This is a genomic window from Roseobacter sp. (assembly GCF_039970775.1).
Lineage (GTDB): Bacteria > Pseudomonadota > Alphaproteobacteria > Rhodobacterales > Rhodobacteraceae > Roseobacter.
In genome coordinates, this window is the sequence record NZ_JBDVLG010000048.1 from 1 (window position 1) to 26,986 (window position 26,986).

27 protein-coding genes and 2 riboswitches are annotated in these 26,986 nt (G+C 58.7%); of the genes, 14 read left to right on the plus strand and 13 right to left on the minus strand.

The window, feature by feature from the left end; all coding sequences use genetic code 11:
- Positions 1-122 precede the first annotated feature (122 nt).
- On the minus strand, positions 123-500 hold the full coding sequence (locus ABJH13_RS11575; RefSeq protein ID WP_348406369.1) for a hypothetical protein: 378 nt from the start codon (positions 498-500) through the stop codon (positions 123-125).
- Positions 501-922: 422 nt separating this feature from the next.
- Positions 923-1,029, plus strand: a riboswitch (guanidine-I (ykkC/yxkD leader).
- Positions 1,030-1,108: 79 nt separating this feature from the next.
- Between ABJH13_RS11575 and ABJH13_RS11580 the strand changes: the two genes are divergently transcribed.
- Genes ABJH13_RS11580 through ABJH13_RS11605 form a run of 6 tightly spaced genes read left to right on the plus strand, consistent with a single transcriptional unit; the run spans position 1,109 to position 5,580 of the window.
- On the plus strand, positions 1,109-2,155 hold the full coding sequence (locus ABJH13_RS11580; RefSeq protein ID WP_348406370.1) for a putative urea ABC transporter substrate-binding protein: 1,047 nt from the start codon (positions 1,109-1,111) through the stop codon (positions 2,153-2,155).
- A gap of 47 nt (positions 2,156-2,202) precedes the next feature.
- The gene (locus ABJH13_RS11585) at positions 2,203-3,015 is read left to right on the plus strand and encodes an ABC transporter permease (protein WP_348406371.1); all 813 of its coding nucleotides are present in this window, start codon (positions 2,203-2,205) and stop codon (positions 3,013-3,015) included.
- Positions 3,012-3,779, plus strand: a complete 768-nt coding sequence (locus ABJH13_RS11590) for an ABC transporter ATP-binding protein (RefSeq protein WP_348406372.1) — start codon at positions 3,012-3,014, stop codon at positions 3,777-3,779. The genes ABJH13_RS11585 and ABJH13_RS11590 overlap by 4 nt, the downstream gene beginning before the upstream one ends.
- On the plus strand, positions 3,760-5,004 hold the full coding sequence (locus ABJH13_RS11595) for an agmatinase family protein (RefSeq protein ID WP_348406373.1): 1,245 nt from the start codon (positions 3,760-3,762) through the stop codon (positions 5,002-5,004). The genes ABJH13_RS11590 and ABJH13_RS11595 overlap by 20 nt, the downstream gene beginning before the upstream one ends.
- Entirely contained in the window at positions 4,994-5,425 is a 432-nt protein-coding gene (locus ABJH13_RS11600) for a hypothetical protein (protein WP_348406374.1), read from the plus strand. The genes ABJH13_RS11595 and ABJH13_RS11600 overlap by 11 nt, the downstream gene beginning before the upstream one ends.
- Positions 5,422-5,580 (plus strand): LPXTG cell wall anchor domain-containing protein, encoded by a 159-nt coding sequence (locus tag ABJH13_RS11605; protein WP_348406375.1) that lies wholly within the window; start codon positions 5,422-5,424, stop codon positions 5,578-5,580. Before ABJH13_RS11600 ends, ABJH13_RS11605 begins: the two co-directional genes overlap by 4 nt.
- A 126-nt stretch (positions 5,581-5,706) precedes the next feature.
- Here the strand turns inward: ABJH13_RS11605 and ABJH13_RS11610 are convergent, their stop codons facing one another.
- Entirely contained in the window at positions 5,707-6,117 is a 411-nt protein-coding gene (locus tag ABJH13_RS11610) for a YbjN domain-containing protein (protein WP_348406376.1), read from the minus strand.
- Between the two features lie 269 nt (positions 6,118-6,386).
- Between ABJH13_RS11610 and ABJH13_RS11615 the strand changes: the two genes are divergently transcribed.
- The gene (locus ABJH13_RS11615) at positions 6,387-7,007 is read left to right on the plus strand and encodes a biliverdin-producing heme oxygenase (RefSeq protein WP_348406377.1); all 621 of its coding nucleotides are present in this window, start codon (positions 6,387-6,389) and stop codon (positions 7,005-7,007) included.
- A gap of 3 nt (positions 7,008-7,010) precedes the next feature.
- Here ABJH13_RS11615 and ABJH13_RS11620 read toward each other — a convergent pair whose 3' ends face one another.
- Positions 7,011-7,424, minus strand: a complete 414-nt coding sequence (locus tag ABJH13_RS11620) for a response regulator (protein ID WP_348406378.1) — start codon at positions 7,422-7,424, stop codon at positions 7,011-7,013.
- A 165-nt stretch (positions 7,425-7,589) separates the two neighbouring features.
- On the opposite strand from ABJH13_RS11620, the gene ABJH13_RS11625 reads away from it, so the two are divergent.
- Positions 7,590-10,121 (plus strand): HWE histidine kinase domain-containing protein, encoded by a 2,532-nt coding sequence (locus ABJH13_RS11625; protein ID WP_348406379.1) that lies wholly within the window; start codon positions 7,590-7,592, stop codon positions 10,119-10,121.
- A 106-nt stretch (positions 10,122-10,227) separates the two neighbouring features.
- On the opposite strand, the gene ABJH13_RS11630 is transcribed toward ABJH13_RS11625, so the two are convergent.
- Positions 10,228-12,117, minus strand: a complete 1,890-nt coding sequence (locus ABJH13_RS11630; RefSeq protein ID WP_348406380.1) for a phosphatidylglycerol lysyltransferase domain-containing protein — start codon at positions 12,115-12,117, stop codon at positions 10,228-10,230.
- A 228-nt stretch (positions 12,118-12,345) separates the two neighbouring features.
- On the opposite strand from ABJH13_RS11630, the gene ABJH13_RS11635 reads away from it, so the two are divergent.
- Positions 12,346-13,206, plus strand: a complete 861-nt coding sequence (locus ABJH13_RS11635; RefSeq protein WP_348406381.1) for an SDR family oxidoreductase — start codon at positions 12,346-12,348, stop codon at positions 13,204-13,206.
- Positions 13,207-13,214: 8 nt separating this feature from the next.
- Here the strand turns inward: ABJH13_RS11635 and dxs are convergent, their stop codons facing one another.
- From dxs to ABJH13_RS11660, 5 genes are all read right to left on the minus strand, one after another.
- Entirely contained in the window at positions 13,215-15,146 is a 1,932-nt protein-coding gene (gene dxs / locus ABJH13_RS11640; RefSeq protein ID WP_348406382.1) for a 1-deoxy-D-xylulose-5-phosphate synthase, read from the minus strand.
- Positions 15,147-15,155: 9 nt separating this feature from the next.
- Positions 15,156-16,025, minus strand: coding sequence for a polyprenyl synthetase family protein (locus ABJH13_RS11645; protein ID WP_348406383.1), 870 nt, complete (start codon positions 16,023-16,025; stop codon positions 15,156-15,158).
- 2 nt (positions 16,026-16,027) lie between these two features.
- Entirely contained in the window at positions 16,028-16,270 is a 243-nt protein-coding gene (locus ABJH13_RS11650; protein ID WP_348406384.1) for an exodeoxyribonuclease VII small subunit, read from the minus strand.
- Between the two features lie 85 nt (positions 16,271-16,355).
- Positions 16,356-17,057: a response regulator gene (locus ABJH13_RS11655; protein ID WP_348406385.1), complete on the minus strand. Its 702-nt coding sequence runs from the start codon at positions 17,055-17,057 to the stop codon at positions 16,356-16,358.
- Positions 17,058-17,059: 2 nt separating this feature from the next.
- Positions 17,060-17,566 carry a MarR family transcriptional regulator gene (locus ABJH13_RS11660; RefSeq protein ID WP_348406386.1) on the minus strand — a complete coding sequence of 169 codons (507 nt, stop codon included), beginning with the start codon at positions 17,564-17,566 and terminating at the stop codon, positions 17,060-17,062.
- Positions 17,567-17,736: 170 nt separating this feature from the next.
- Between ABJH13_RS11660 and ABJH13_RS11665 the strand changes: the two genes are divergently transcribed.
- Both ABJH13_RS11665 and ABJH13_RS11670 read left to right on the plus strand, forming a co-directional pair.
- Positions 17,737-18,606 carry a branched-chain amino acid aminotransferase gene (locus tag ABJH13_RS11665; protein WP_348406387.1) on the plus strand — a complete coding sequence of 290 codons (870 nt, stop codon included), beginning with the start codon at positions 17,737-17,739 and terminating at the stop codon, positions 18,604-18,606.
- 136 nt (positions 18,607-18,742) lie between these two features.
- Positions 18,743-20,293 carry an alkaline phosphatase D family protein gene (locus ABJH13_RS11670; RefSeq protein ID WP_348406388.1) on the plus strand — a complete coding sequence of 517 codons (1,551 nt, stop codon included), beginning with the start codon at positions 18,743-18,745 and terminating at the stop codon, positions 20,291-20,293.
- Between the two features lie 69 nt (positions 20,294-20,362).
- On the opposite strand, the gene cobO is transcribed toward ABJH13_RS11670, so the two are convergent.
- The 3 genes from cobO to aroC are packed head-to-tail and all read right to left on the minus strand — an operon-like array spanning position 20,363 to position 23,105.
- Complete coding sequence (gene cobO / locus ABJH13_RS11675; RefSeq protein WP_348406389.1) at positions 20,363-20,962, minus strand: cob(I)yrinic acid a,c-diamide adenosyltransferase; 600 nt, start codon at positions 20,960-20,962, stop codon at positions 20,363-20,365.
- A 15-nt stretch (positions 20,963-20,977) separates the two neighbouring features.
- Positions 20,978-21,952 carry a DMT family transporter gene (locus ABJH13_RS11680; RefSeq protein ID WP_348406390.1) on the minus strand — a complete coding sequence of 325 codons (975 nt, stop codon included), beginning with the start codon at positions 21,950-21,952 and terminating at the stop codon, positions 20,978-20,980.
- Between the two features lie 52 nt (positions 21,953-22,004).
- Positions 22,005-23,105 carry a chorismate synthase gene (gene aroC / locus ABJH13_RS11685; RefSeq protein WP_348406391.1) on the minus strand — a complete coding sequence of 367 codons (1,101 nt, stop codon included), beginning with the start codon at positions 23,103-23,105 and terminating at the stop codon, positions 22,005-22,007.
- A gap of 91 nt (positions 23,106-23,196) precedes the next feature.
- A riboswitch (TPP riboswitch) is annotated at positions 23,197-23,298 on the plus strand.
- Positions 23,299-23,332: 34 nt separating this feature from the next.
- On the opposite strand from aroC, the gene ABJH13_RS11690 reads away from it, so the two are divergent.
- Genes ABJH13_RS11690 through ABJH13_RS11700 form a run of 3 tightly spaced genes read left to right on the plus strand, consistent with a single transcriptional unit; the run spans position 23,333 to position 26,524 of the window.
- Positions 23,333-24,313: a thiamine ABC transporter substrate-binding protein gene (locus tag ABJH13_RS11690; protein WP_348406392.1), complete on the plus strand. Its 981-nt coding sequence runs from the start codon at positions 23,333-23,335 to the stop codon at positions 24,311-24,313.
- Positions 24,289-25,845 (plus strand): thiamine/thiamine pyrophosphate ABC transporter permease ThiP, encoded by a 1,557-nt coding sequence (locus ABJH13_RS11695; RefSeq protein WP_348406393.1) that lies wholly within the window; start codon positions 24,289-24,291, stop codon positions 25,843-25,845. The genes ABJH13_RS11690 and ABJH13_RS11695 overlap by 25 nt, the downstream gene beginning before the upstream one ends.
- Positions 25,832-26,524, plus strand: coding sequence for an ATP-binding cassette domain-containing protein (locus ABJH13_RS11700; RefSeq protein WP_348406394.1), 693 nt, complete (start codon positions 25,832-25,834; stop codon positions 26,522-26,524). Before ABJH13_RS11695 ends, ABJH13_RS11700 begins: the two co-directional genes overlap by 14 nt.
- On the opposite strand, the gene ABJH13_RS11705 is transcribed toward ABJH13_RS11700, so the two are convergent.
- Positions 26,521-26,967: a 6,7-dimethyl-8-ribityllumazine synthase gene (locus tag ABJH13_RS11705; RefSeq protein ID WP_348406395.1), complete on the minus strand. Its 447-nt coding sequence runs from the start codon at positions 26,965-26,967 to the stop codon at positions 26,521-26,523. The two genes, ABJH13_RS11700 and ABJH13_RS11705, sit on opposite strands and share 4 nt — an antisense overlap.
- Positions 26,968-26,986: the final 19 nt, after the last annotated feature.

Here is a 26,986-nt window from a genome sequence, read left to right on the forward strand (position 1 = left end):
GTGCTGTTCGCATGATTACAAAAGATCCTACGCCAATACGGGTCGCCGCCACTCAGCGCTGGGCTGGAAAAAACCCGTCGCTTTCGAACGCAAGGTGCCCTAAACGAGCACCGGGAGCGGCACTAAACCGTGAAAGATCCATAGCACGTCTCAGGATCTTCCAGAACTTCCCTGAGGCGTTTGATATTAGTCGCAGCCTTCAGTGCGACCTTGCCAAACTCAGCGAGATGAGCCCGCAACGCGTTGATCAGCTGCGTTCGTTGCGGAGGGAGCAGATCACGTGTCCGGAACAAAATCGCCCGACTTTGCTGTTCATGGGTTTTCACGGTGATTATTCGTATCGGGCGGCGTGAGGCCGCTTCGGCATCAGCAGCATCGTTCTTGTGTCGTTTGACGAAAGGCTTCGCATAGATAGGCGATATTAACTTAACCTCATGGCCGAGCGCCCCAATCTCGCTTCCCCAATCATGCCCGGTTGCGTAACCCTCCATAGCAATCATGCAAACTGGCAATTATGCAAAAAATAGCACAACTTGCGCTCGAGACAGATTTTTGCGGAATGGAGCACTGCCATCAGCCGATGCTCCATGCGACTGAAAACTGCGCTTTGCCAAATCAACCCCGATGATTGTAGCCTTGCCAATTGTCGCCTCCTCAGTTTCTGGTCTGTAAACAGTGCCAGCCTCGCACATCTCAATGCCGCCGGGAGGGGCACCCACTCCATCACATCGGGCGGCGGGCCGAATCTCATGCCACAGATGCGGGTGTTTGGTCCCGTCTGCGGCTCGGCTCACGCCCAAACCGCATGATATTAGGGCAATCGCTCCGATTTTCGCACAGTAAATAGCCACGACGACACATCTGCCCGCCCCTCTGGGCGGTTTTTCCTTGGTCCAACGGTCGCGGGCCCCTTTGATGGACCCTGCAGGATGTCTAGGGTTCCATTTCGATTTCGAAAGTTTGGTCCGAGAGATATCGCTATCTGGCGAAAGACCAGTTGGTACACGGCGGGGCAAAATCCCGGGAGGCTACTGCGCTGGTTTGACCCGCGCTCCGATTATGCCCTCCACGCGGTCATTCCATTTGACACATATAATGGGGACCGAAGATGAAGAAACTTATATCATTCACTGCGATGGCTCTGTGCCTTGCAACATCCGGCCATGCGCAGGAAAAAACCGACTTTAAGGTCGCATGGTCGATCTATGTGGGCTGGATGCCGTGGGGCTATCTCGAAGAGAGCGGCATCATGGACAAATGGGCCGACAAATACGGCATCGACGTCGAGATCGTGCAGATCAACGATTATGTCGAATCGATCAACCAATACACCGCCGGTCAATTTGATGGCGTTTCAGCCACCAACATGGATACGTTGTCGATCCCCGCAGGTGGCGGCATCGACACCACAGCGTTGATTGTAGGCGATTATTCCAACGGAAATGATGCGGTGATCCTCAAGGGCGACGGCGATCTGGCCAGCCTTGCGGATAAGCCCGTCAACCTGGTGGAACTGTCGGTGTCACACTACCTGCTCGCGCGTGGGTTAGACACGGTGGGCCTGTCAGAACGGGATCTGGGCGGGGTGATCAACACCTCTGACGCGGATATGATCGCGGCCTTTGCCGCCGACGATGTGCAGGCGGTCGTCACATGGAACCCGCTGGTGTCGTCGATCCTCGAAGACCCAACCGCCAAGAAGCTCTTTGACAGCTCCGACATCCCCGGTGAAATCATCGACCTGATGGTCGTGAACACCGAAACGCTCGCTGCCAACCCAGATTTTGGCAAAGCGATAGTCGGCGCATGGTACGAGGTCATGGGGCTGATGGCTGCGGGCGACACAGACGTTTTAACCGCCATGGCCGAGGCGTCGGGCACCAATTTGGCAGGCTATCAGGCGCAGCTTGCCTCGACCGAAATGTTCTATACCCCCGCAGATGCTGTGGCCTTCACGACGGACGCTGCATTGCCCGCGACAATGACCAACGTCGCGGAGTTCCTCTTTGACAAGGGCATCTTGGGCGAAGGCGCACCGTCGGCGGATTTCATCGGCATCGCCTACCCCGATGGGTCCACAACCGGCGATGCAAACAACGTCACCTTCCGGTTTGACACGACCTATATGCAAATGGCCGCCGACGGCGCGCTCTGATCGAAAGGCAGCGTTCTGCGCGGGAAAAACCGCGCAGAGCCCCCCATATGCGTATCATCAACCTCAAACCCGGCAGACCCTTCGCGGTTTTCCTGACGCTGTTGCCCTTTGCGTTGGCCTTTGTGGCCTATGCCATCGGGTCAGACATCAGGCTGTCGGAAAACCCGGCAGACAAGCTGCTGCCCGCACCCGGCACCGTCTGGGACACCGCCTGGCGGTTGATCACCGAACCCGACCGACGCAGCGGGCGCATCCTGTTTTGGCACGACACCTGGGCCAGCTTGCGACGGTTGGCGATCGGCATCGGCATCTCGGCGTCTATTGCGGCTGTGTTTGGGTTGGCCATCGGGCTCATCCCTCTGATGCGCAGCTTTCTGGCGCAATTTGTTGCCGTATTGTCGATGATACCGCCCCTGGCCTTACTGCCGATTTTATTCATCGTCTTCGGTTTGGGCGAACTGTCCAAAGTCGTGTTGATCGTGGTCGGCACGCTGCCGTTCCTGATCCGCGATCTCAGCCAGCGCGTCGTTGAGATCCCCGCGGAGCTGATCGTCAAGGCACAGACCTTGGGCGCATCCAGCTGGGTGATCGCGATCCGCGTGGCGCTACCGCAACTGATGCCCCGGCTGATATTGGCGGTGCGCCTGTCATTGGGGCCCGCGTGGTTGTTCCTGATCGCGGCCGAGGCCATCGCATCTGATCTGGGTCTTGGCTACCGCATATTTTTGGTGCGCCGCTACCTCGCGATGGATGTCATCCTAACCTACGTCATCTGGATCACACTGCTGGCATTTCTCGTCGATTTGGCGCTGCGGCGCATATCCCGCCGGTGCTTTCCGTGGGCGGAGGACAGCCTGTGAGCTTTGTCACCGTGTCTAACGTATTCCAATCCTACGGCCGTCGGTCGATCATCGAACGGGTCAACCTGCAGGCTGATCAGGGTGAATTCCTGTCTATCGTGGGCGCGTCTGGCTGCGGCAAATCCACGTTTCTGCGGTTGCTTTTGGCGCAGGAACGGCCCAGTCGCGGCGAAATACGCATTGCCGGTGCCACCCCCGCGCGCGAACCCGGGCTTGACCGGGGGATCGTCTTTCAACGGTATTCAGTGTTTCCCCATCTGACAGTGCGTGAAAACATCGTGGCGGGCGAAAGCCTGCGCCTTGGATGGGGCCGGTTCTTTGGCGCCGACCGCTCAGCCGCCCGTAGCCGCGCCGATGACACATTGGCCCGCATCGGGCTGGACCACGTGGCCGATCACTACCCCGCCACGCTGTCGGGCGGCATGCAACAACGGCTGGCCATCGGTCAAGCGCTGGCCGCCAAGCCGCGGGTGTTGTTGCTGGATGAACCCTTTGGCGCGCTTGACCCCGGAACGCGGCTGTCGATGCATGATTTCCTGCAAGACCTGCGCGCCGAAACCGGCATGACGGTGTTCATGGTCACCCACGACCTCGAAGAGGCGTTCAAGCTGGGCGACCGCGTTCTGGTCTTCGACAAACCGCGTTGGGATCCGCATGACCCCAGCCGCTATGGCGCCACCATCACCTACGATTTCGATGCCCGAAATGGCGGCATCCCCTTTCAAACCCTCAAGGAGGAAACCCATGTTTTTCAACCCACCTGAACGGTCGCGTTCTCATCACCCTGCCGATGACCGCCCGCAGGACCTGCGCGCCCACCACCCCGATCTGACCAAACTGCGCGGTTGGAAAGCCATGCAAGCCGAAGGCGACTTGCCCGAAACCGGCTGGGAGCAGGAAAAGAAATGGGCCCTGCGCATGGGGCTAACCGGCGCCGACAGCATCGAGGACAAATCGATCCCCACCTTCGCGCGCGGTGAGCTGCCCCATTACGCGGGCATCAATACATTTCTCAAAGCGCCCTACGCCGAAGACGTCACCGAGGTCAAAGATTACGACGCCACGGTGCTGGGCATTCCCTTTGACGGCGGTACGACATACCGGGCAGGTACGCGGTTTGGCCCCCAAGGCGTGCGTAAGATCAGCGCGCTTTACACGCCCTACAACTACGAAATGGGCGTCGATCTGCGCGAACAAATGACATTGTGCGACGCGGGCGATGTCTTCACCATCCCCGCCAATATCGAAAAAACCTTTGACCAAATCAGCCGCGCGGTCAGCCACGTAGCGTCTTCCGGGTCGTTGCCGGTTATGATCGGGGGGGACCATTCTATCGGCTTTCCCTGCGTACGCGGGATCGCGGAATGTACGTCGAAAAAAATCGGGATCATCCATTTTGACCGGCACGCGGACATTCAGGAAAAGGATCTGGATGAACGCATGCACACCACCCCGTGGTTCCATTCGACCAACCTGCCAAATGTGCCCGCCAAAAATCTGGTGCAAATCGGTATCGGCGGTTGGCAGGTCCCCCGCGAGGCCGTAAAAGTCGCGCGCGAACGCGAGACCAACATCATCACCATGGGCGACATGGAAAAGATGGGCATCGACAAAACCGTCGAAATGGCGCTGGAAATGGCGTGGGACGGGGTCGATATGGTGTATCTGTCGTTCGACATCGACAGCATTGATTGTGGCTTTGTGCCCGGCACAGGCTGGCCCGAACCGGGTGGCTTCTTGCCCCGCGAGGCCTTGGCGTTGGTGTCCAAGGTTGCCGCAGAAGGCATCTGCGGGATGGAATTGGTCGAGGTGGCGCCGCCCTATGATCAATCCGAAATCACCGCCCTGATGGGCACGCGGGTGATCGTGGATGTGCTGGGGTCACTGGTTGCGTCGGGCAATATGGGCAAACATAAACGGCACCTCGACAAGCCCGTCGAAATCCCCCACGGCGAATTCACAGGAAAGCGGTGGTCCAATGCCACATGATATCGTGAACGGTCATATCGGCCACAACCATGCCCACCCCGACCACCTGCACAGTCACATGCACGAGGCCGACGACGCCGCCGAATTGCAGGTGCTGACAGAACAGTTCATCGATGGGTTTATCGCCGCCAAAGACAAGATGTCGTATCTGCGCATCGCCGGTGTGCCCTTGGAAATCGACACGCCGGGCGGTGGGCCTTCGATGAAACTGGTTGATGTGAAACTGACCACAGAATGGCAGGTGGGAACGGCCTCGCCCTCCTTTGGGTCACGCGAACTCAACTATCTGCCTTACCCCGGCGAAATGGTGACCGAGCGCACCAATATGGGCCTGATCTACGTATCGATTGACGCCAAACACGTCACCGATTTGCGCAGTTTCCTGCAACACCACTCTGCTTTTGGAAAGGACACCAAATGAAACACCTTGCCCCCGCCGTTACCATATTCACAGCCACCCCGGCCTTTGCGCATCACGAAGCCATTGTGATTGGCTCCGCGATGGGGCCAATTGCCGGCCTCACGGTCGTCTTGTTGGCGGGTATCGTTGGCTGGCGCCGGCGTCGCGCGTCCTGAATACCTATCCGGTTGGGAGTGCGCACCGACGTTGCCCCCAACCGCCGTGATGGTCTTCGACATCGCCATCCGGGTTGCAGTACCCAATACCTCTGACGGCAATCCTGACTTGCATCTACTTGGCGGTCAAAGGCGTGGTTGTGGGTGATCGCCCTTGTGGCGCGCATACGCCAGTAGGTTCGCCTTGATTGCCGGGTCCAACAGATCGACCGTTGGCAGCGCGCGACCAAAATCGACGCTGGTGCGGTAACGAATGTCGCCTGTCCCCATGTCGATATCAAACCCACCTGCAACCTGACGGCAATTCACCCGGTGAAGAAACTCAGCCACATCGCCAATGCGTTCAAAGGGGGCTTGTTCTGGGTGCACTGAATGGATCAAAACGCGGTTTAAGCCTTCGCGAAATCTCAAAAAGCAGGTCCAATTCCCTGCATCCGTCCCGTAATCAAACCAAAATAGCGGTTCCGTTTCATGCCGCTGCACCGGCCAACCCTGATCATCAAAATACGCACGGATCGTCAGTTCTAGGTCAGTCATGCGTCGTACCCAAGCGCTTTGCCATACCGTAACCTCCAGCCCAGGATACACGGCGCGTGGCCCATTCAAAGGCATTTCTTCACGTATATTGGGAACGATACGGCTTTGTTCCGCAGCTGCCTGCGCGGTTTGTCCCGCCTTCCTTTGAAGAGACCAAAACCCGCGGCCATAGGCGGCAGGTTTTTGTGGGTGTTCCACCCCCCTCATCGCCGCTATTGTCGGATGATATACCATTTTGGCCATATGCGACGCCCCGCAAGGAAAGCACCATGTCGGATCTCACCTCTGCTCCAACAGACCCCACGCAGCCGACCGACCCGATCGCACCCGGTGCCATCCGCAAGGTGATCGCAGCCGCCACAGATGACGCCCACCAAATGCTTCACCGGCACGCGTGGATTTCCCGTCTGATCGCCCCCTCCCTGCACCTGCAAGACTACACGCGGCTGCTGGCGGCCTATTACCAATTTTATCTGTCGGTGGAACATGCGCGCGCCTGCACCCGCAGCTATGACACCCTATCAGTACGGGGCGCGATCGCGGCCCTGCACGCCGATCTGACGGCGTTGGGCGCGGTGCCCGAAACCTCCTCAGCGCCTGATCTAAGCTATCTGGATACTGCCCCCAAAGTGCTGGGCGCGCTCTATGTTATGCACGGGTCAAGCTTTGGAGCGCGGCAAATGAGGAGCAACATAAAACGGGTTCTGCCCGACGCCCCCCGCGCGTATTTCGAGACGCCAACCGCATCGCCTATTTGGCACCATCTTACCACCCAACTGGATGCAACGGGCGGCACCTCATCAACTCGCGATACGGTCATCACCGCCGCCAATCAAACCTTCGTACGGTTTGGTGCATTTGTAACATTCAGGTGCGAACAACAGGATTGAAACTTAGGCGCCTGCCCCTGCGACACGTGACTTTAGCGCATCAATTTCAGACAGCAAATCCTCAACGGTAAACGGCTTTTCCAAAGCAACATCCGCGCCGATCCGCCGGGCCGCTGTCAGAATATTGGCCATCCCTGGATAAGCAGAGGTGCCAGAAATCACGATGATCGGCATCTCGCAGTACTTCTTGGAACGCCGCACCCAACCAATCAACGCAATCCCGCCATCTGGCACAGATCGTCTATCTTTCATCACGATGATATCAGAAATTAGCATATCATAGGTTTCGGTCGACAGTTCTTCGATCGCGTCCGAGGCAGACGTCCGCACAACAACCTCGTATCCGGCGGCCTCCAATCCATTCTTTAGCACAAAGCTAAGTTCCAGATCGTCCTCCATCACAAGAACTTTTGACATCGCGTCTCTTTCTGCCAATTTCACCATTCCACCTCTGGCGTGCTAACAGATCACACATTAGATTAACTACAGCGCCTGACACGCCACGCGCACGGTCCTTACACACGTTTTCCATATTAAAAATTATTACAAGACGTATGTCCTGTCCACAAGGAGCCTGAGCATATGGACAAAAAACTCACAGAAGATCAGGTAAACGAAGCGCTCGAGACTTGTGCGGCGGAACCGGTTCATATCCCCGGAACCGTGCAGCCCTTTGCCTGTTTGATCGGGTGCTCGTCGGACCTGTCCACAATCACATATGCCAGCGACACCTGCGAGACCTTCCTAAAATTGGCACCCGCTGCACTATTCGGCAAGCCCGTTGAAACCGTATTGGGCGGCGAAATCACGCACCAACTGCGCAATGCGGCCTCGCGCACGGATCTACACAAAGAGCGCGTGTCGTTGGGTGTTTATAAATTTGGTCGTGATAGTTTTGAGTTCTATTGCTTTCGCAGTGGCACGGCGCTGGTTATCGAATTGGAACCAGCCCTGGACGAGACATTCAGCGAGAGCGATGCGCTTTTTGCGATGAACTTTCTGCTGCCCAAACTACAAAACTGCACCAGCCAAGAAGAGCTATTTGAGGTATCTGTCGATCTGATCCGCCATATGACCGGGTTTGACCGTGTGTTGATCTATCGCTTTGACTTGGATTTCAACGGTGAGGTAATCGCCGAACGTCAACGTGCCTCAATGCCACCCTATCTGGGGTTGCGGTTCCCCCACTGGGACATCCCACGCCAGGCGCGCGAGATCATGAAACAGATCCCCATTCGGATCATCAATGACACCAATCAGACACCACAACCGTTGCAAAAAGCCACCCCGGATCTGCCCGAATTAGACATTACGCAGGCCGCATGCCGCGGTGTGTCCGAAGTGCATATGACCTATCTCAAAAACATGGGCACGGAGGCAACGTTGACGTTAAACGTGACCATCGATGACAAGCTTTGGGGCATCATCTCTTTGCACCATCGCAGACCCCGCCTTTTGCCCCCCAAAATGCGAGATCTCTTGGCTCGTTTTGTTCCGTTGTTTTCCTCCAAACTGCTGACATTGAGACAGAAAGATACCTTAGGCCGTATCCGCATGCTCGATTCCACTCTGGTCAACACGAAAAAACAAACTAACGGGGCGGAAATGGGGATCGCTGAAATCGCGCCGCGCATTTTAAAAAACATCGGCGCTGACGGCATCGCCTCGATCAATGGAGACCGGATATCCACCTTTGGCGACGTCCCGGATCCAGCGCTGCTCAAGGAAATACTCCCTTGGGCTAACGCCCAAGACGACGATGCGATTACAACCGAAACATTGGGCAATGTCTTTCCAGACCTTCAACACACCCTGCGGGGATGCGCAGGCGCATTGGTCATAAAGGCTTCCGACACCAAGGCTATTTGTGTCTTTCGCAACGAGGTGACCCGCAACATTGCATGGGCTGGAAGCCCCGAAAAAATAGCCGGGCCTGTAAGCGGCCCCTTACGTCTGTCACCCCGCGGCTCTTTTTCGACCTTCTTAGAAAAGGTACGCGGGACATGCATCGCCTGGTCCGAAGACGACGTCTATTTTGCGCGCCATGTGCGCACCCTGCTGGATGCATCAGAAACCCAAATGTTGCTGAACAAGATGAACCGGCAGCAGTCTTTGATGATCGACGAGTTGAACCACCGGGTGCGCAATATTCTTGCACTTGTGCGGTCAGTATCGCGGCAGGCGCGGAGGCGCTATGGGTCGGTTGACAGCTACGCCACCGCAATGGAAAGCCGTATTCGTGCGCTCGCCGCTTCGCACGAGTTGAGCGAAGGCTCCCTTGTCGACCCGATCTCGTTGTGCACCCTCATTGGTCAAGAATTCGAACCCTACGGCGGTGCCGAGCACAAAATTGTCATCCATGGGTCTGATCGGAATCTGCGCCCTGACATCGCGCCTATTTTCTCTTTGGTGATGCACGAACTATCCACGAACGCTGCAAAATATGGGGCACTCGTGGCCGACACCGGTCGGGTCAACATCACGCTCTCCCCAGGAGACGGCGGACTGCACATTTCCTGGAAGGAAACCGGTGGGCCACAAGTCAGCACTCCCGGCGACACCGGTTTTGGAACAGCAATGATTGAACAAGCCTTTCCGCATGAATTCGCAGGGACCGCACAGCTTACATACGAAGATGATGGGGTGTTGGCCGAATTTTGGGTTCCCGATCGCCATTTCGACGACGAGGCCCCCATTGGGAACCGGGCCCCCAAACCGACGGTTTTGGCGCAACAGCAGCACAGGTTTGCGGGCGAAAAACTGACAGCACCGGTGCTAATCCTTGAAGACAACTTCATTATCGCGCGCGAAATGAAGGACCAGATTTTGGAGTTCGGCGCACCTGTCGTTGAGGTCTTTTCCAACGTGGCAGATGCGCTCGATTTTCTGGAGGAAGACAAGGTGTCTTTGGGTGTGTTGGACATCAACCTAGGCAAAGATCAAAACAGTGTCGAGGTTGCGAAAAAGCTCACCGAACTTGGTGTTCCGTTTCTTTTTGTATCCGGTTACAGCGAACACTCTGAATTGCCGTTGCAATTCCCCAACACGCCGTTGCTGACCAAACCCGTGTCCAACGATGAACTGCAGACACTTCTCTCTATGCTCATTCTATAAACAGCGGCGGGCAGGTCTTGCGGGCCATCTTAGCCGCCCATGATTTCGGTAGGCCACCTGATGTAGCGGGTCCATTATACTTACCTGCGTAAATGACACCGCTGATTCATGCTGTCTGGCCTGATCCCGCCTTTTCTTGAGGCATGGGGTCTGGTGGGCTTGATTGTACCGCCTTTGGCCTCAGCACCTCCCGGAGCACATCCATTGCGCCAATACACAGCTCAACCTTGCAAGGTGCCGCCATGTAGAGCGGCATCCATTCGGGCGCGAATGACGCTTTGAACTGGTGCAACCCCTTGGCGGCCCATTTCCCGCGCATGTAGTTCAATGGTTTTGACCAGGTGCCCTCCACCGCTTTGGCTTTGGCGGGGACGGCGGCCAATGACATCTTTGGGATCCGCGCTTGCGCCGCCAATTTTATGGCTTCATGCACCAAAAGATACATCGTTCCGTCAGGCGCGTCGGGCGTATCCCGCATCAGATCAAGCGCCCATTCCGTTTGGCCGGTGTGCAGGGTGATAAACGCAACCGGACGACCATCTACCTGCGCCACAAGAACCCGTTGAGTGGCCAGATACCTGCCGCAAAACCGCCCCATGGTGCCGCCGCGTGCCCCCCCTGATCGCGCCTGCCAAGCCCTGTCGACCTGAGCAAGATCGTCGAATTGGCCATGCCTGAACGGCCCCACCACGACGCCTGCTTTGGCAGCCTTGCGTAGCTTACGGCGTAACCCTGCGCGCTTTGCCCCATCAAGATCGAACGACATGGGCGCCAGCATGGCATCATTGGCAACATGCACGACATTCCAGCCTACGCGCCGCGCGGCAACCGCGTATCGGGCAGAACATTTGTACATAAATGGTATCAGATTGCGCGACCGGGCGTGATGTTTGAAGTCTTGGACCCATTCGGGCCCCGGCGCCGCATAGGGGTCAAACAACGATACAAGGCTGTTGCCTGCAGGCCAAAATGCACCGCCCCCTGAGGGCAAAGCCACCATATGGCCACCGTTTTGCGCGATCACCCCTGCTTCGGCGCGGGGGGCTTTGCTAAGGGAAACGGTGGGCGACACCGCTGGAGCCTCTGGCGCGGCTGCAGGCGAGCGCAACACAAAGACAGCCGCGATCAGGGCGGGCAAAACGTAATACACAGCACGAAACCCGCATATCGCCGTCAAAAGGCTCGTTTGATCAATGTGCGTTGGCAAATGTGGCGCGGTGAGGCCTAGCAAGACGACCTCAAACGGGCCCACCCCACCGGGGACGCCAGACACGATGCCTGCCGCGAGTGCGATACAAAATACTGGTAAGAACGTGAAAAAACCTAGTTCGACGCCCACCGGCAAAAGAACGTAAAATGCGATGGCTGCCATCAACACATCAGCCGCCGCCCAAACGACAGATGCGACCATTGCGGGCAACGCGGGGATGGTGATCTCTTTGGTCCACAAGCGGATGCGCGGGCGCAAGACGCCCAAACACAAGACGACACCGACAAGCCCCGTTAAAACCGCCAGACCGACGGCCCGGCCAACCACCATGCCAGAAATCAACACCGCCAGCGCCGTCACGAACACCATACCAATCAGGAAAAACACTGTGACAAACGCGGTCACTTGCCCTGCACGCAACACACCCTGCCCTGGGTTCAACCGGTACCGGGCAAGGCTGCCGGTGATCAACCCAAACCCCAAAAGCTGTGACAAGGCGACGGAAATCATACCATTTTGGCGCCACCGGTTTTCTGCCCCCGGCAGGTGAAGATGGCGCTTTGCCAAGACATCATACTGCCCCACAAAATAAAAACTGGCCGTTGTAAAGGTGATCGCGGTCAGCCACGTCCAGACGGGCAAGGCCCCGATCAGGTCAAACACTTCTGATATCGAGACCGACACAAGAAGTTGCGGAAACGTCTGAAAACAGATCAAGAGCAATGCCAGCGGCATCGCGTGGCGAAGAACGGAATCCGCCGTGACACTTCTAACGCGTAAATTCATATACCTACCCACTTTCCCCGAGCCTGCATATCTGAAATGTCTCACCAAACGCCTAAGCAACTCGTTAAAATTAAGGGAATTGCCCAGTGGATGCCGCGCTTTTGCGCCACCTGAAACGCCCGCCCCTTGGGTGCCAACATGTCTCTAAAGTGTGGGGCGCAGAATTAGACCACGCCTAACGGCAGCCAGCATCTTGAACCCCACCCAGACATGACCCACCTTAGGGGCATGACCAAAACGCTTCTTTCATTTGGGCACGGGTTTAGCGCCCGTGCGCTTGCCCCAAAACTGCAACAGCAAGGCTGGCGGATCATTGGCACCACGCGCAGCGCCGACAAAGCGCGCGATATTTCGGCCACAGGTGTTGAGGCCATCGTATGGCCCGGCGCAGATATGCAACCGGCCTTGGATGCCGCTGATGCTGTGTTGGTCTCGGCGGGGCCCGGCGCGGATGGGGATCCGGTTCTGGGGACATTGCGCGATGCGATCTCGGCGGCGGCCGCGCGGCTAAAGTGGGTTGGATATCTATCCACCACCGGTGTTTACGGCGACCATGCGGGCGGTTGGGTTGACGAGACATCCCCCTTGACGCCCTCGACCAAACGCGGTCAGGCACGCGTTGCAGCCGAAACCGAATGGCAGGCGATTGCGGGTCTCAACCTGCATATCTTTCGATTGGCGGGCATTTATGGCCCCGGACGCGGCCCTTTCGCCAAAGTGCGCAATGGCACGGCGCGGCGGATCATCAAAGAGGGGCAGGTGTTTTCGCGCATCCACGTCGCGGATATTGCGCAAGTGCTGGCGGCCTCGCTGGCACGGCCAAACCCCGGCGCGATCTATAACCTATGCGATGATGATCCCGCCCCACCGCAGGACGTCATCGCCTATGCAGCCGAACTTTTGGGCACGCCTCTACCCCCAGAAGTGGATTTTGAGACCGCCGATATGACCCCAATGGCCCGCAGTTTTTACGCCGAAAGCAAGAAGGTCAGAAATGACCTGATCAAGGACGAATTGGGCGTAGACCTGATATACCCCGACTATCGCACTGGCCTCAAAGCGCTGTTGCAAGACGAAACCGGCGGTTGACCCCTGCGTTACGCGCGGGCTTCGCCGATCTGCGCAATGCCCAACGCGTCTAGGACTTTGCCTTCGATCTGCGCCGCGCTCATGCCCGCATCCGCATACATGTCTGCGGGGCTGGCCTGATCAATGAACGTATCCGGCAGCACCATTGAGCGGTATTTCAGGCCGCTATCAAACACGCCTTCATCTGCCAACAGCTGCGCAACGTGGCTGCCAAAACCACCCACGGCACCCTCTTCGATGGTGATCAAGGCCTCGTGATCTGCGGCCAACTGCAAGATCAAATCGCGGTCCAGCGGCTTGGCGAACCGCGCATCGGCCACAGTTGGATTGATCCCGCGCGCGCCCAACATTTCGGCGGCTTTTTGGACCTCGCCCAAACGCGTGCCAAACGACAGCAGCGCCACGCGGGCGCCTTTTGCCATGATCCGCCCCTTGCCGATTTCCAGCGGGATGCCGCGGTCTGGCATGTCAACACCCTGCCCCTCGCCCCGTGGAAAGCGGAATGCAATGGGGCCGTCATCATGGGCGGCGGCGGTGGCCACCATGTGCTTTAGCTCGGCCTCATCTGCGGCAGCCATAACGACAAACCCCGGCAAGTTCGCCAGAAACCCAATGTCAAAAGACCCCGCATGGGTCGCCCCGTCAGCCCCCACAAGGCCCGCACGATCAACAGCAAACCGCACCGGAAGGCGCTGGATCGCCACGTCATGCACAACTTGGTCATAGCCGCGCTGCAAAAATGTCGAATACATCGCGCAAAAGGGTTTCATCCCGCCCGCAGCCAGTGCCGCCGCAAATGTCACGCCATGTTGCTCTGCGATCCCCACATCGAAGCACCGGCTTGGGTAGCGTTCGGCAAAGAGGTTCAAACCCGTGCCATCTGGCATCGCAGCCGTGACCGCGCAGATCTTATCGTCGTCGGTGCCTTCCTGCAGCAGGCTTTCCGCAAAAACGCCGGTATAGCTGGGCGCGTTGGATGGCGCCTTTTTCTGTTTGCCCGTCACCACGTCGAATTTCGCGGTGGCATGGCCTTTGTCACGCGCAGTTTCTGCGGGGGCGTATCCTTTGCCCTTTTTGGTCAGCACATGGATCAGGATCGGCCCAGTTGCGCGCGCCTTGACCGTGCGCATAACGGGCAACAGCTGATCCATGTCGTGACCGTCAATCGGCCCCAGATACGAAAACCCAAGCTGTTCAAACAGCGTGCCACCAACGGCCATACCCTTGAGCATATCTTTGGCGCGTTTCGCCCCCTCACGGAAGGGTCCGGGCAGCAGGCTCACGGCACCTTTGGCGGCCGCTTTGAAATCCTGAAACGGTTCTTCGGCATACAGTCTGCTCAGATAACTCGACATCGCACCGGTGGGCGGGGCGATGGACATCTCGTTGTCATTCAGGACCACGATCAACCGTTTGCCAAGGTGGCCTGCGTTGTTCATCGCCTCATAGGCCATGCCCGCGCTCATGGAGCCGTCACCGATCACGGCAATCGCATCCCCCAACCCTTCGGGGATCACGCCACCCAGATCACGCGCAACGGCGAACCCCAATGCCGCAGAGATCGACGTCGAACTATGGGCCGCGCCAAACGGATCGTAGGGTGATTCTTTGCGTTTGGTGAACCCGCTCAGGCCGTCCTTCATGCGCAGTGTGCGGATACGGTCGCGACGTTCCGTCAGGATTTTATGCGGATAGCATTGGTGCCCGACATCCCAAATTACCTTGTCGCGGGGGGTGTCAAACACCGCATGCAGGGCGACCGTCAGTTCGACCACCCCAAGCCCCGCACCAAGATGCCCGCCCGTGACAGACACCGCCGATACGGTTTCGGAGCGCAATTCATGGGCCAGCTGCGTCAACTGCCCATCCGACAGAGATTTCATATCAGCCGGGCGTTGGATCGTGTCCAGCAGCGGGGTATCGGGTCGGTCTGCGCTCATCGGGCCCTCTCAATGCCTACGCGAAACGACAAAACGCGCCGCTTCTTTTAGGATATCTGCCTGTGCCCCGTAAACCGTCAGGCTGTCGCAGGCGTCTTCTACCAGGGCCGCAGCCCGCGCGCGGGCCGCATCCAGACCCAAAAGCGAGACGAATGTCGCCTTACCGGCGTCGGCATCTTTGCCAACAGCCTTGCCCACCGCGGCACTGTCGCCGGTGACGTCCAACACATCATCCGCAATCTGGAACGCCAACCCCAATGCACGGGCATAAGATTGCAACGCACTAGGGTCCGCGCCACCCAGCACAGCCCCCGCCGTTGCGGACCATTCGATCAGCGCGCCGGTTTTGCCGCGTTGCAAATGGGTGATGCCCTCTAACGTCAGCGGCACATCTGCGGTTTCTGCCGCAATATCAAGCGCCTGCCCCAGAACCATCCCCTGCGCGCCACTGGCCCGCGCCAACCGCAACGCCAGATCGGCGCGGATCTCGGCGGTGGGGCTGGTGTCTGGGCGGGTGACCAGTTCAAACGCCAGCGTTTGCAACGCATCGCCGGCCAAAACAGCGGTCGCCTCGTCCCATTTGCGGTGCACCGTGGGGTGGCCCCGGCGCAGGTCGTCGTCATCCATGCAGGGCAAATCATCATGTACCAGCGAATAGGCATGCAACGCTTCGATGGCGGTCGCGGGCCAGATCGCCTGCGATGCGCCGACCCCATGCAGCCGCGCGCTTTCCAGCACCAAAAACCCGCGCAACCGTTTGCCGCCATGGGTCGCATGCGCCATCGCCTGCACCACCGGCTGGTCAGACAGCGCCCCCAGAACCGTATCTAAATGCTGTTGAATGGCCCGAGCATCCGCGCTCAGGCGATCGGCAAACATGGTCAGAGCCCTTCGACCGGTTTGGTCCCCACTGCGGCGCCATCGCCATCAAGGGTGATCGCCGCGACCTTTTCTTCGGCCTCTTTCAACTTGGCTTCACACCGGGCCTTCAGCGCCGCGCCGCGTTCGTACAACGCGATGCTCTCGTCCAATGCCACATCGCCGCGTTCCAACTGGCCCAACACTTTTTCAAGCTCGGCCATGGCGTGTTCAAAACTCATGTCTTGTGCGGGGGCGTCGGTCATGGCGGCATATATCCTGTCTGTGTGTTGCGGCGGTTTTAATTGGTTTCACACCTATACGCCAGCCCAAGGCGGGTGCATTCCCAGCTTAATCCGGGGCCAACATATACCCGGCACCCCGCACCGTTTGCAGGTATCTGGGCTGTTTGGGGTCTTCTTCGATCTTGCGGCGCAACCGGGTGATCTGCACATCGACAGCCCGTTCTTGGGCCTGGCCACGATCCCGCCCCAGTTCTTCGACCAATTTGGCCCGGCTAATCGGCGCGTTACATTCAGCAGAAAAAATCTTCATCAGCTGCATTTCGGTGGCGGTCAGCCGCACAAGGTCTTCGCCCTGCCACATCTCGCCACGTTCCATGTCGTACCGGATACCACCCAAACCCAGAACCTTGGGCGTGGCCTGATCGGCGGGTGCGTCGGGCATACGGCGCAGTATGGCGTTGATCCGCAGCAGCAGCTCTTTGGGTTCAAACGGTTTCGCCAGATAATCATCGGCCCCCGCCTCAAGCCCCTCGATCCGGTTGCCGGTGTCGCCCTTTGCCGTCAGCAGCAAAATCGGAACCGCACGGGTCTCTCGTAGGGATTTCGTCAGCTCCAGACCGTCCTCGCCGGGCATCATGACATCCAACACGATCAGGTCAAAATCCAACCCTGACAGGATCCGGCGCGCGTGCGCCGCGTCACGGGCGGCCGTCACCAGAAACCCATTGCGCATCAGGAACTTTTGCAACAGCGTCCGGATCCGTTCGTCGTCATCCACAATCAGCAGGTGGGCATCCATGTCGCTCATGTTCAGGTGTCCCTCAGTCGTTTATATGCCGCGCGCATTTCTCGATCCATCATCGCCTCCAACACATGCCGAAACCCCGAAACCGCCTCCGGCCCCGCGTCTCGAAACGCCATCCTCATCCGCGCGCGCTGCGCATCCGACAAGGTTTGTTCCAGCTCATGCCCTGACTTGGTCAAAAACAGGTGGCGTTCGCGCTTATCGACCTTTCCGACATTGCTTTCAACCAGACCATCCTCAATCAACGTGCGCAATACACGGTTCAGCGACTGTTTTGTGACACCTAAGATGTTGAGCAAGTTGTTGACCGTTGTTCCCGGCGCGCGGTTGATAAAGTAGATAGCGCGGTGATGCGCGCGCCCGTAGGCCATATCTGACAAAATACGGTCAGGGTCTGCGGTGAAACCTCGATACGCAAAAAACATCGCTTCCATGCTTTGCCGCAGTTGTTCGTCGGTCAAAAACAAAAGGTTCTCGCCGCTGTGCACCAAAGTGCTGCGCCCGTCTGCCATCGCGTGCCCCAAACATCTGTTAAACTTTGATCGACACCATATGTCAGCGTTGTTGACATTCCAAGATGTAACGGCTATCGAATCTCATCTTTTGCGCAACTTTATGACCGTAACGGACATATTCAGCGCAACTTTTGGAAATATTTTGCAGACCTCGGAAAGGAAAGACGATGGCAGGCGCTTATGATGACCGCGACGGAATGATTTGGATGGACGGCCAATTGGTCGATTGGCGCGCCGCCAACATCCACGTCCTGAGCCATGCCATGCACTATGCGTCGTCTGTTTTCGAAGGCGAACGCGCGTATAACGGCAAGATTTTCCTGAGCCGTAAGCATTCCGAACGGTTGCATTTTTCGGCGGGTGAATTGGACTTTCAGATCCCCTATACGGTTGATGAAATCGAAGCCGCCAAACAACAGATCCTAACGGCCAGCGGCCTGACGGACGCCTACGTCCGTGCCGTGGCATGGCGTGGAGCCGGCGAAGACATGGGCGTCGCGTCTGCACGCAACCCGGTGCATTTGGCCATCGCCGCGTGGGAATGGGGCAGCTATTACGGTGACGCCAAATTCAAAGGGGCCAAGCTGGACATCGCCAAATGGAAACGCCCCAGCCCCGAAACCATCCCCGTGCACGCCAAGGCGGCGGGTCTCTATATGATCTGCACAACATCCAAACATGCCGCCGAAGCCAAAGGGTGTTCGGATGCCTTGTTCATGGATTATCGCGGCTATGTGGCCGAGGCGACGGGTGCGAACATCTTTTTCGTCAAAGACGGCGAAGTGCACACCCCTGCCGCCGATTGTTTCCTGAACGGGCTGACCCGGCAAACCGTGATCGGCATGCTAAATGACCGCCAGATCAAGGTACATGAACGGGTGATCATGCCGGACGAGCTCGAAACATTCGAGCAATGTTGGCTGACCGGCACCGCCGCTGAGGTCACGCCTGTGGGCGAGATCGGCACCTATAACTTTGAGGTGGGTAGCATCACCCGCGAGATCGCCGAAAGTTATGAGAAGCTTGTGCGGGCCTAACCGACCCGCGCCAGTGACCGTGGCAGTTGTGCGATTTGTCATGGAAATGTGAGGCACCCGTTACACGAGTGTCAGGCGGGTGTCATACAAACAGGGCTTCATGGGGCGGTCACGAACCTGCCACATGGAGCACCCGATGCCACGTTACACCCGCCCGACCCGCCGCGCCGTTCTTGCCGGATCTGCCGCATTTGCCACCAGCCTCGCACTGCCCAATCTCAGCCGGGCGGCATCACGGCCCGTGTTCACCCACGGGGTGCAATCGGGCGATGTGGATCTGTCTTCGGGCATGATCTGGACCCGCACAGACCGCCCGGCGCGTATAAGAATGGAGGTCTCGACCACCGAGAGCTTTGCCCATGCGCGCCAATTGGCATCGATGGATGCGCTGCCAGCCAGTGATTTCAGCATCAAGCGTCTGGTGGCGGGGCTGCCATCGGATCAGGACATATTCTACCGGTTTACCGCCGCCGATCTCAGCGAGACCAGTGTGTTGTCTGCCCCCATCACCGGACGGTTCCGTACGGCGCCCAGCACGCGGCGCGACATCCGGTTTGCGTGGTCCGGCGATACTGCGGGGCAAGGGTGGGGCATTGATGACGACGGCATGGCGACCTACGCCACCATGGCGCAGCACAGCCCCGATTTCTTCATCCATTCGGGCGACACAATCTATGCTGACGGGCCGATGACCGATGAGGTCGAAAAAGACGGTCAGGTCATCTGGAAAAATACCGTTCTGACTGATGACAAACGCAAAGTGGCGGAAACGTTGGATGAGTTTCGCGGCCAGTGGAAATACAACATGCTGGATGACCACGTCCGCGCGATGAACGCCCATGTGCCCACGTTTATGCAGTGGGATGACCATGAGGTGGTCAACAACTGGTCTGACAGCAAAGACCTGATGGCGGATGATCGGTACACTGAAAAATCCGTGCATATGTTGCAAGCCCGCGCCACCCGCGCCTTTCACGAAATGACGCCCCTGCGGATCACCCCCACAGAACCGAACCGCGTATATCGCAAGATCAACTATGGCCCGATGTTGGATGTGTTTTTCTTGGATTTGCGCAGCTATCGTGGCCCCAACAGCGACAACATGCAGACAGAACTGACAGATGCAGCGCGCATTTTGGGCCCTGACCAGATGGCGTGGCTTCGACGGGAACTTAGCGCTTCAAGCGCCACGTGGAAGGTCATCGCCTGCGACATGCCGATCGGGCTGGTTGTGGGCGGCGGACAAGAAGCGGTGGCCAACGGCGACAGCGGTGCCGCCAAGGGCCGTGAATTGGAGATCGCGGAATTGCTGCGGTTCATCAAGGCGGCAAAGATCGACAATACCGTGTGGTTTACCGCCGATGTCCACTATACGGCAGCGCATTTTTACAACCCTGACAAGGCGCAGTTTCAGGATTTTGAGCCCTTTTGGGAATTTGTGTCCGGGCCCTTGCATGCGGGCACCTTTGGGCCAAACGACATGGATATGACCTTTGGTCCGCAGGTGAAATACGTCAAAGCGCCCACGCCCGAACAGGGGGTTAACCTGCCGCCATCGATGGGGTTGCAGTTCTTTGGTCTCGTGGACATCGACGGGCGCACCCAACAAATGACAGTGCGCTTGATGGACCGCGCCAACACCGAACTTTACGCCGTGACGCTGGACCCAAAGGGCACCAAACTATAACGGCCCGAGACGTTGCACAGACATGTCACCCGCCTTGGGTGGCATGCTGCGCGGTTAGGGGACAAAAGGTTAAAAATCCACGCCGCGTTGCGCTTTGATACCGGCCTGAAACGGGTGTTTGACCTCGGTCATTTCGGTCACCAGATCGGCGTACTCCATCAGTTCGGGTTTGGCATCCCGCCCAGTCAGGATCACCCCGGTGCGATCATCACGGCCTTTCAGGGTGTCAATGACCTCGTTCACATCCAGATATTCATAACGCAGCGCGATATTGATTTCGTCCAGCACGATCAGATCATAATCGCCGCTTTGCATCATCTGCGCGCCCTTGGCAAAGGCGGCCTGAGCTGCAGCAATGTCGCGGTCGCGGTCTTGTGTGTCCCAGGTGAACCCTTCGCCCATCGTATGCCAGGTCACATCGCCCAACTGGTCGAAAAACCGCTTTTCGCCAGTGATCCATTTGCCTTTGATGAACTGCACAACGCCCACCTTTTGCTTCCACCCCAGCGCGCGGATCACCACCCCAAAAGCACTGGACGATTTGCCCTTGCCCTTGCCTGTGTGCACCAAAACCAGCCCGCGTCCGGGGTCTTGGGCTTCAGCGACTTTGGCGCGCTGTTTGGCCTGCACCGATTTCATTTTCTCTTTGTGCTGCTCGCTGTCAGACATCTGTTTTCCTTCGTGTCAGGGTGCGCCGGGCGGGGTTTGATTGGGCTTTGATTTGCTGCGATCGACCCCCAGCTGCCGTTCGCGCCAGATAATCAGGATGCCGCCCGAAATGACAAGGGCCGAACCAAACAAAATCGGGCCTGTGGGGGCTTCGCTAAAGGCCACATAACCGATGATGCTGGCAAAGATCATCGAGGCATAGTCGAAGGGCGCAAGCATTGAGGCGCCTGCGAAACGGTAGGATGACGTCACCATGATTTGCGCGATGCCCCCCACCACCCCTGCGGTAATCAACAACACAACCACCGACTGTTCGGGCCAAACCCACACAAGCGACGGATGGTCGATGACCCACCCGATTGGCGCAGACAGCAACGCCAAAACGCTGGCGGTCGCTGAGAAATAAAAGACAATAGCGGCGGTGTGGTCCGTTTGCACAAGGCGGCGCACATGGATCTGCACCATCGCGCGCGAAATAGACGCGATCAGCACCATCAACGCGCCCACCGTCGCCGCCTGCGAGACGTGGCCTGCGTTCACGCTCAGCCGTGGCGCGATCACGATCAACACGCCGACCAACCCCAACGCAACAGCCGACAGGCGGATAAGTCGGACCCGTTCGCCCAAGAAAATCGCGGCAAAGATCACCGCGAACATGGGCGTGGCATACCCAATCGCGGTAACCTCGGGCAGCGGCAGCAACCCCAGCCCCGCAAAGGTCAACGCCATGGCCGACGTCCCGAATATCCCCCGCCAGATGTGGCCCACCAGATTGGACGGGATCAGCCCGTCGCGCAGTTGCCCACGTTGCGCCAGCCACACGGCGATGACCGGTATGGCAAAAAGCGACCTGAAAAACACCGCCTGGCCGGGGGGGACCGCGCCTGACACCGTCTTGATGATCGCAGCCATCACCATGAACAGAAAGACCGCGCAGAGCTTAAGAGCGATTGCGCGGCCCGGTTTGTGTTGGGTCAAATCTTGGGCCATGCGCTCTCTGTGCGCCTCTGCCCAGCAAAGATCAAGCGACGTGTCGGGAGGGTTAACCGATCTGGCCGCGGTTGGCGCCAACCTGCCCGCGATGCAGCAACAAATGGTCCAGCAGCACACAGGCCATCATCGCCTCGCCCACGGGTACGGCGCGAATACCCACGCACGGGTCGTGCCGGCCCTTGGTGATAATCTCGGTGTCCTCGCCGGCTTTGGTGATGGTGCGGCGGGTGGTCAAAATACTAGATGTCGGCTTGACGGCAAACCGCACAACGATGTCTTGGCCGGTGCTGATCCCCCCCAAAACACCGCCCGAATGGTTGGACGAATAAACAGGCCCATCCGGCCCCATGGTGATTTCATCGGCGTTCAGTTCGCCGGTCAACATGGCGGCCGACATGCCCTCGCCGATCTCCACACCCTTGACGGCGTTGATGCTCATCATCGCGGCGGCCAGATCGGTGTCCAACTTGCCGTAAACCGGTGCGCCCAACCCCGCGGGCACGCCACGCGCAACAACTTCGATAATCGCGCCCACCGAACTGCCCGATTTGCGCAGCCCATCCAAATACGCGGCCCAATCGCCCGCGGCCTGCGCATCCGGCACCCAAAACGGGTTCTGCGCGATCTGATCCCAATCGAACCTATCGCGGTCAATCTGATGTGGGCCCATCTGCGTCATGTAACCCGTGATCTCAACGCCCGGGGCAAGCGCCGCAATCGCTGCGCGCGCAAGCCCGCCCGCCGCAACACGCGCTGCCGTTTCGCGCGCGCTTGACCGCCCGCCGCCGCGATAATCGCGGATGCCGTATTTCTGATAATACGTAATGTCTGCATGTCCGGGGCGGAATTTGTCTTTGATGTCGCCGTAATCCTTTGACCGTTGATCGGTGTTTTTGATCATCAGCTGCACGGGTGTCCCGGTGGTCACGCCTTCAAACACCCCCGACAGGATCCGCACCTCGTCAGCTTCGCGCCGTTGCGTGGTGTATTTGTTCTGGCCCGGTTTGCGCTTGTCCATCCACTGCTGGATCATCGCCTCGTCGATTTCCACACCCGGCGGGCACCCGTCAACCGTCGCGCCCAGCGCAGGCCCGTGGCTTTCGCCCCAGGTTGTCACCCGAAAAAGATGGCCAAAACTGTTGATCGACATGGGCATGCTCCTTTGCAAGGGTGCTTAGCGGCACGCGCCCGTGCTCTCAAGAGCTTATCTCTTGCCAATCCCACATGTCACCGTTAGCTATTTCATCACCTCGGGGGGCCTTTTTGGCTGAGATGTGCGCAGGCGCGGACCCGTAGAACCTGAACCGGTTAACACCGGCGGAGGGAAGGTGACGCGCTCATCCTTTCGCCCGTCTGTGACATTTGAAAGGATCGACCATGCGCAAAGCTCTGCTCGCGACAACATTGCTGATGGCTTCACAGGCACATGCGGAAACCCCCGTGCTGACCGTCTATGCCGGTGACTATTTCACGTCCCAATGGGGCCCCGGCCCGATCATCGAGACGGGTTTCGAAGAAATATGCGCCTGTGATCTGCAATTCGCCACCGGCGATCTGCTGCCCCGGCTGTTGCTGGAAGGCGACCGGACCAAAGCAGATGTGGTGATTGGCCTGACGTCGGACGTGACCGCCAAGGCCCGCGAAACCGGCCTCTTTGCGCCCCATGGTCAAGACAACAGCGCCCTGACCCTGCCTGTCCCATGGCAAGACGACGTCTTTTTGCCGTTTAACTACGGGCACGCCGCGTTCATTTATAACGAAAAAACCGTGCCCACCCCGCCTGCCAGCTTTGAGGCAATGCTAGACATGTCCGATGACGTGAAAATCGTCATTCAGGATCCGCGCACGTCTCTGTCGGGCCTTGCGTTGGTTTTGTGGGTTCAGGCCGTCTTTGGCGACCGCGCGACAGACGCATGGGCCGCACTTGCGCCCAACATCCTGACCGTGACCAAAGATTGGTCGGCCAGCTACGGCATGTTCACCGACGGCGAAGTCGACATGGTGCTCAGCTACACGACATCCCCCGCCTACCACATGTTCGCCGAGGATGATTTCACCAAAAAGGCCGCGATTTTCCCCGAAGGTCATTACCTGATGGTCGAAACCGTCGCCAAGATCGCCCAGACCGACCAACCCGAACTGGCAGATGCGTTTTTGGCCTACGTGATGTCCGAACCCTTCCAACACGCTATCCCCGCGGCAAACTGGTCGTTGCCCTCGGCGCTAGAGAAAGATCAATGGCCCGATGGGTGGTCGCAATTGCCGTTGCCTGAAAAGGTTGTGTTTTATTCCGAAACAGACGCCACCGACATAAAAGCCACAGCGATAGAAGCATGGCGCAGCGCGCTCAGCCAATAATCGGGGCATCAGGGTTTATCGCAGCCACGTTGGTGATTGTGGTGGTCGCACTGTCCTTTCTTGGCTTGGGCCTGCGGGCCGAGGTCGGGCGCGGTATGGGCGCGGCGGAATGGTCGGCGATCCGGTTCACGGTTGTGCAATCGGCCATATCTGCGGTCTTGTCCGTGGCCTGTGCGATCCCACTGGCGCGGGCGCTTGCGCGGCGCCGGTTTGTGGGGCGCGGGGTGCTGATCACACTGTTGGGTGCCCCCTTTATCCTGCCCGTGATCGTGGCTGTTTTGGGGTTGCTCGCTGTATTTGGTCGGACCGGTTGGGTCAACACGGGCCTCGGCGCTATCGGGCTGCCCCCCTTGTCTATCTACGGGTTGCACGGTGTCGTTCTGGCGCATGTGTTCTTTAACCTACCGCTGGCCACACGGCTGTTACTGCAAGGCTGGCACAGCATCCCCGCCGAACGGTTCCGGCTTGCGGCGCAGTTAGATCTGCCGCCCGCGATGATCCGGCGCACGCTGGAATGGCCGCTGCTGAAACAGGTCGTCCCCGGCGCCACCGCATTGATTTTCGTGATTTGCCTAACCAGCTTTGCCGTCGCGCTCACCTTGGGCGGCGGGCCCCGCGCCACCACCGTCGAATTGGCGATCTACCAAGCCTTCCGGTTTGACTTTGATCTGGCGCGTGCGTCGATTTTGTCGATCATCCAACTGGGTCTGGCCGGTGGGGCGGCGGTGTTTGCGCTTTGGATAATCCCCAATGTCACAATAGGGGGCGGGCTGGGCCGCACGGTACACCGCTGGGACATGCGTCGCGGTGGCCAGGCCTGGCTGGATGCCGCTGTGATCACTCTGGGCAGTGCGTTTTTGGTGTTGCCCTTGTTGGCCATCGTGCTGGCCGGCGCGCGGGGATTACCGCAAATGCCTGTGGGTGTTTGGGCGACGGCGGGCAATTCGCTGTGGGTTGCATGCCTTAGCATCGCCGTTTTACTGGCGATTGCCCTGCCCATGGCAGGCTGGATCAGCACGCGCCGCGCGGGGGGCGCCGAAGCCATCGGCCTGATCGGTCTGTCCGCCTCGCCGTTGATGATTGGCACGGGGTGGTTCATCCTGATCAACCCTGTCGCAGACCCTGTCGCGCTGGCTCTGCCGGTCACGGCGGTGGTCAACGCCCTGATGGCGCTGCCCTTTGTGTTGCGCATTCTGGTGCCGCCCATGCGTGATGTCACCCGAACTTACGATCGCCTTGCCCGGTCGTTAAACCTGCGGGGTTGGGTCGCGTGGCGGTGGCTGGTCTTGCCGCGCCTGCGTGCCCAGATCGGGTTTGCCGCAGGGCTGACAGGCGCGTTGTCAGTGGGGGATCTAGGGGTCATCGCGCTGTTCGCGGACCCCGACAGGGCAACGTTGCCCTTGCAAATGTACCGCTTGATGGGCGCCTACCGCACAGATGCCGCAGCGGGTGCGGCGTTGTTACTGTTAATCATGGCGCTGTCATTGTTTTGGATCTGTGACAAAGGAGGCCGCTGGCGTGCTGAGGCTTGACGACATCACCATCACGCAGGGGGCTTTCAGCTTGCAGGCGCAGTTCGCTGTCGCACCTGCGCGCAAAACCGCCATCATCGGGCCGTCGGGGTCTGGGAAATCCACATTGTTGGGGGCCATCGGGGGGTTTTTGCCGCTGACCTCCGGCAGGGTGCGTTGGAACGATCAAGACATCACCGATGCCCCCCCCGGCCAGCGGCCCATGGCGATGTTGTTTCAAGACAACAACCTGTTCCCCCATCTGAGTATCGCCCAAAACGTGGGCCTTGGGCTGCGCCCCAACCTCAAACTGAGCGCCCAAGATCACCAGCGCGTGGCCCAAGCGTTGGACCGTGTCGGTCTAGACGGGTTGGCCAACAGGACGCCCGCCGCCCTTTCGGGGGGGCAACAAAGCCGTGCGGCATTGGCCCGCGTGTTGGTGCAGGACCGCCCCGTTATTTTGCTGGATGAACCCTTTGCCGCCCTCGGCCCTGCCCTGCGCCACGATATGCTGGACCTTGTCAGCACCCTCAGCACGGAAACCGGGGCAACCCTGCTGATGGTCACCCACGACCCGCAAGACGTGCGGCGGATCGCGGATGATGTGATCTTTGTCGAAGGTGGGCGCGCGGCCGCACCGCAACCGGCGCAGGCGTTGCTGGAAAACCCACCGCCTGCGTTGCGCGCCTATCTGGGTTAGGCGGCCGGTGCGCGGTGTACTGCCGCACGGGCTTTGACAATCCCAAGCGCGGCTTGCGCAGCCTCTTGGCCTTTGGTGATGAAATGCGCGCGGTAGATCGCTGTGTGATGGTCGGTTTCGTGATAGTGGTGCGGGGTCAGGGATACCGACAAGACCGGCACGCCAGTGTCCAGCCCCACACGCATCAGCCCATCGACCACCGATTGCGCCACAAAATCATGGCGGTAAATACCACCGTCCACAACAAACGCAGCACAAACCACCGCGCTATAGCGCCCGGTTTGCGCCAGATCCCGCGCCATCAACGGCATCTCGAACGCGCCCGGCACGTCGAACACATCCACCTGCGCGGCGGGGATTGTCTGGGTGAAACCATCGTAGGCACGGTCTACGATATCGGCATGCCATTGCGCTTTGACAAAGGCGAAACGGGTGTGTGTCATGGTGATCTCCTATAGGTTC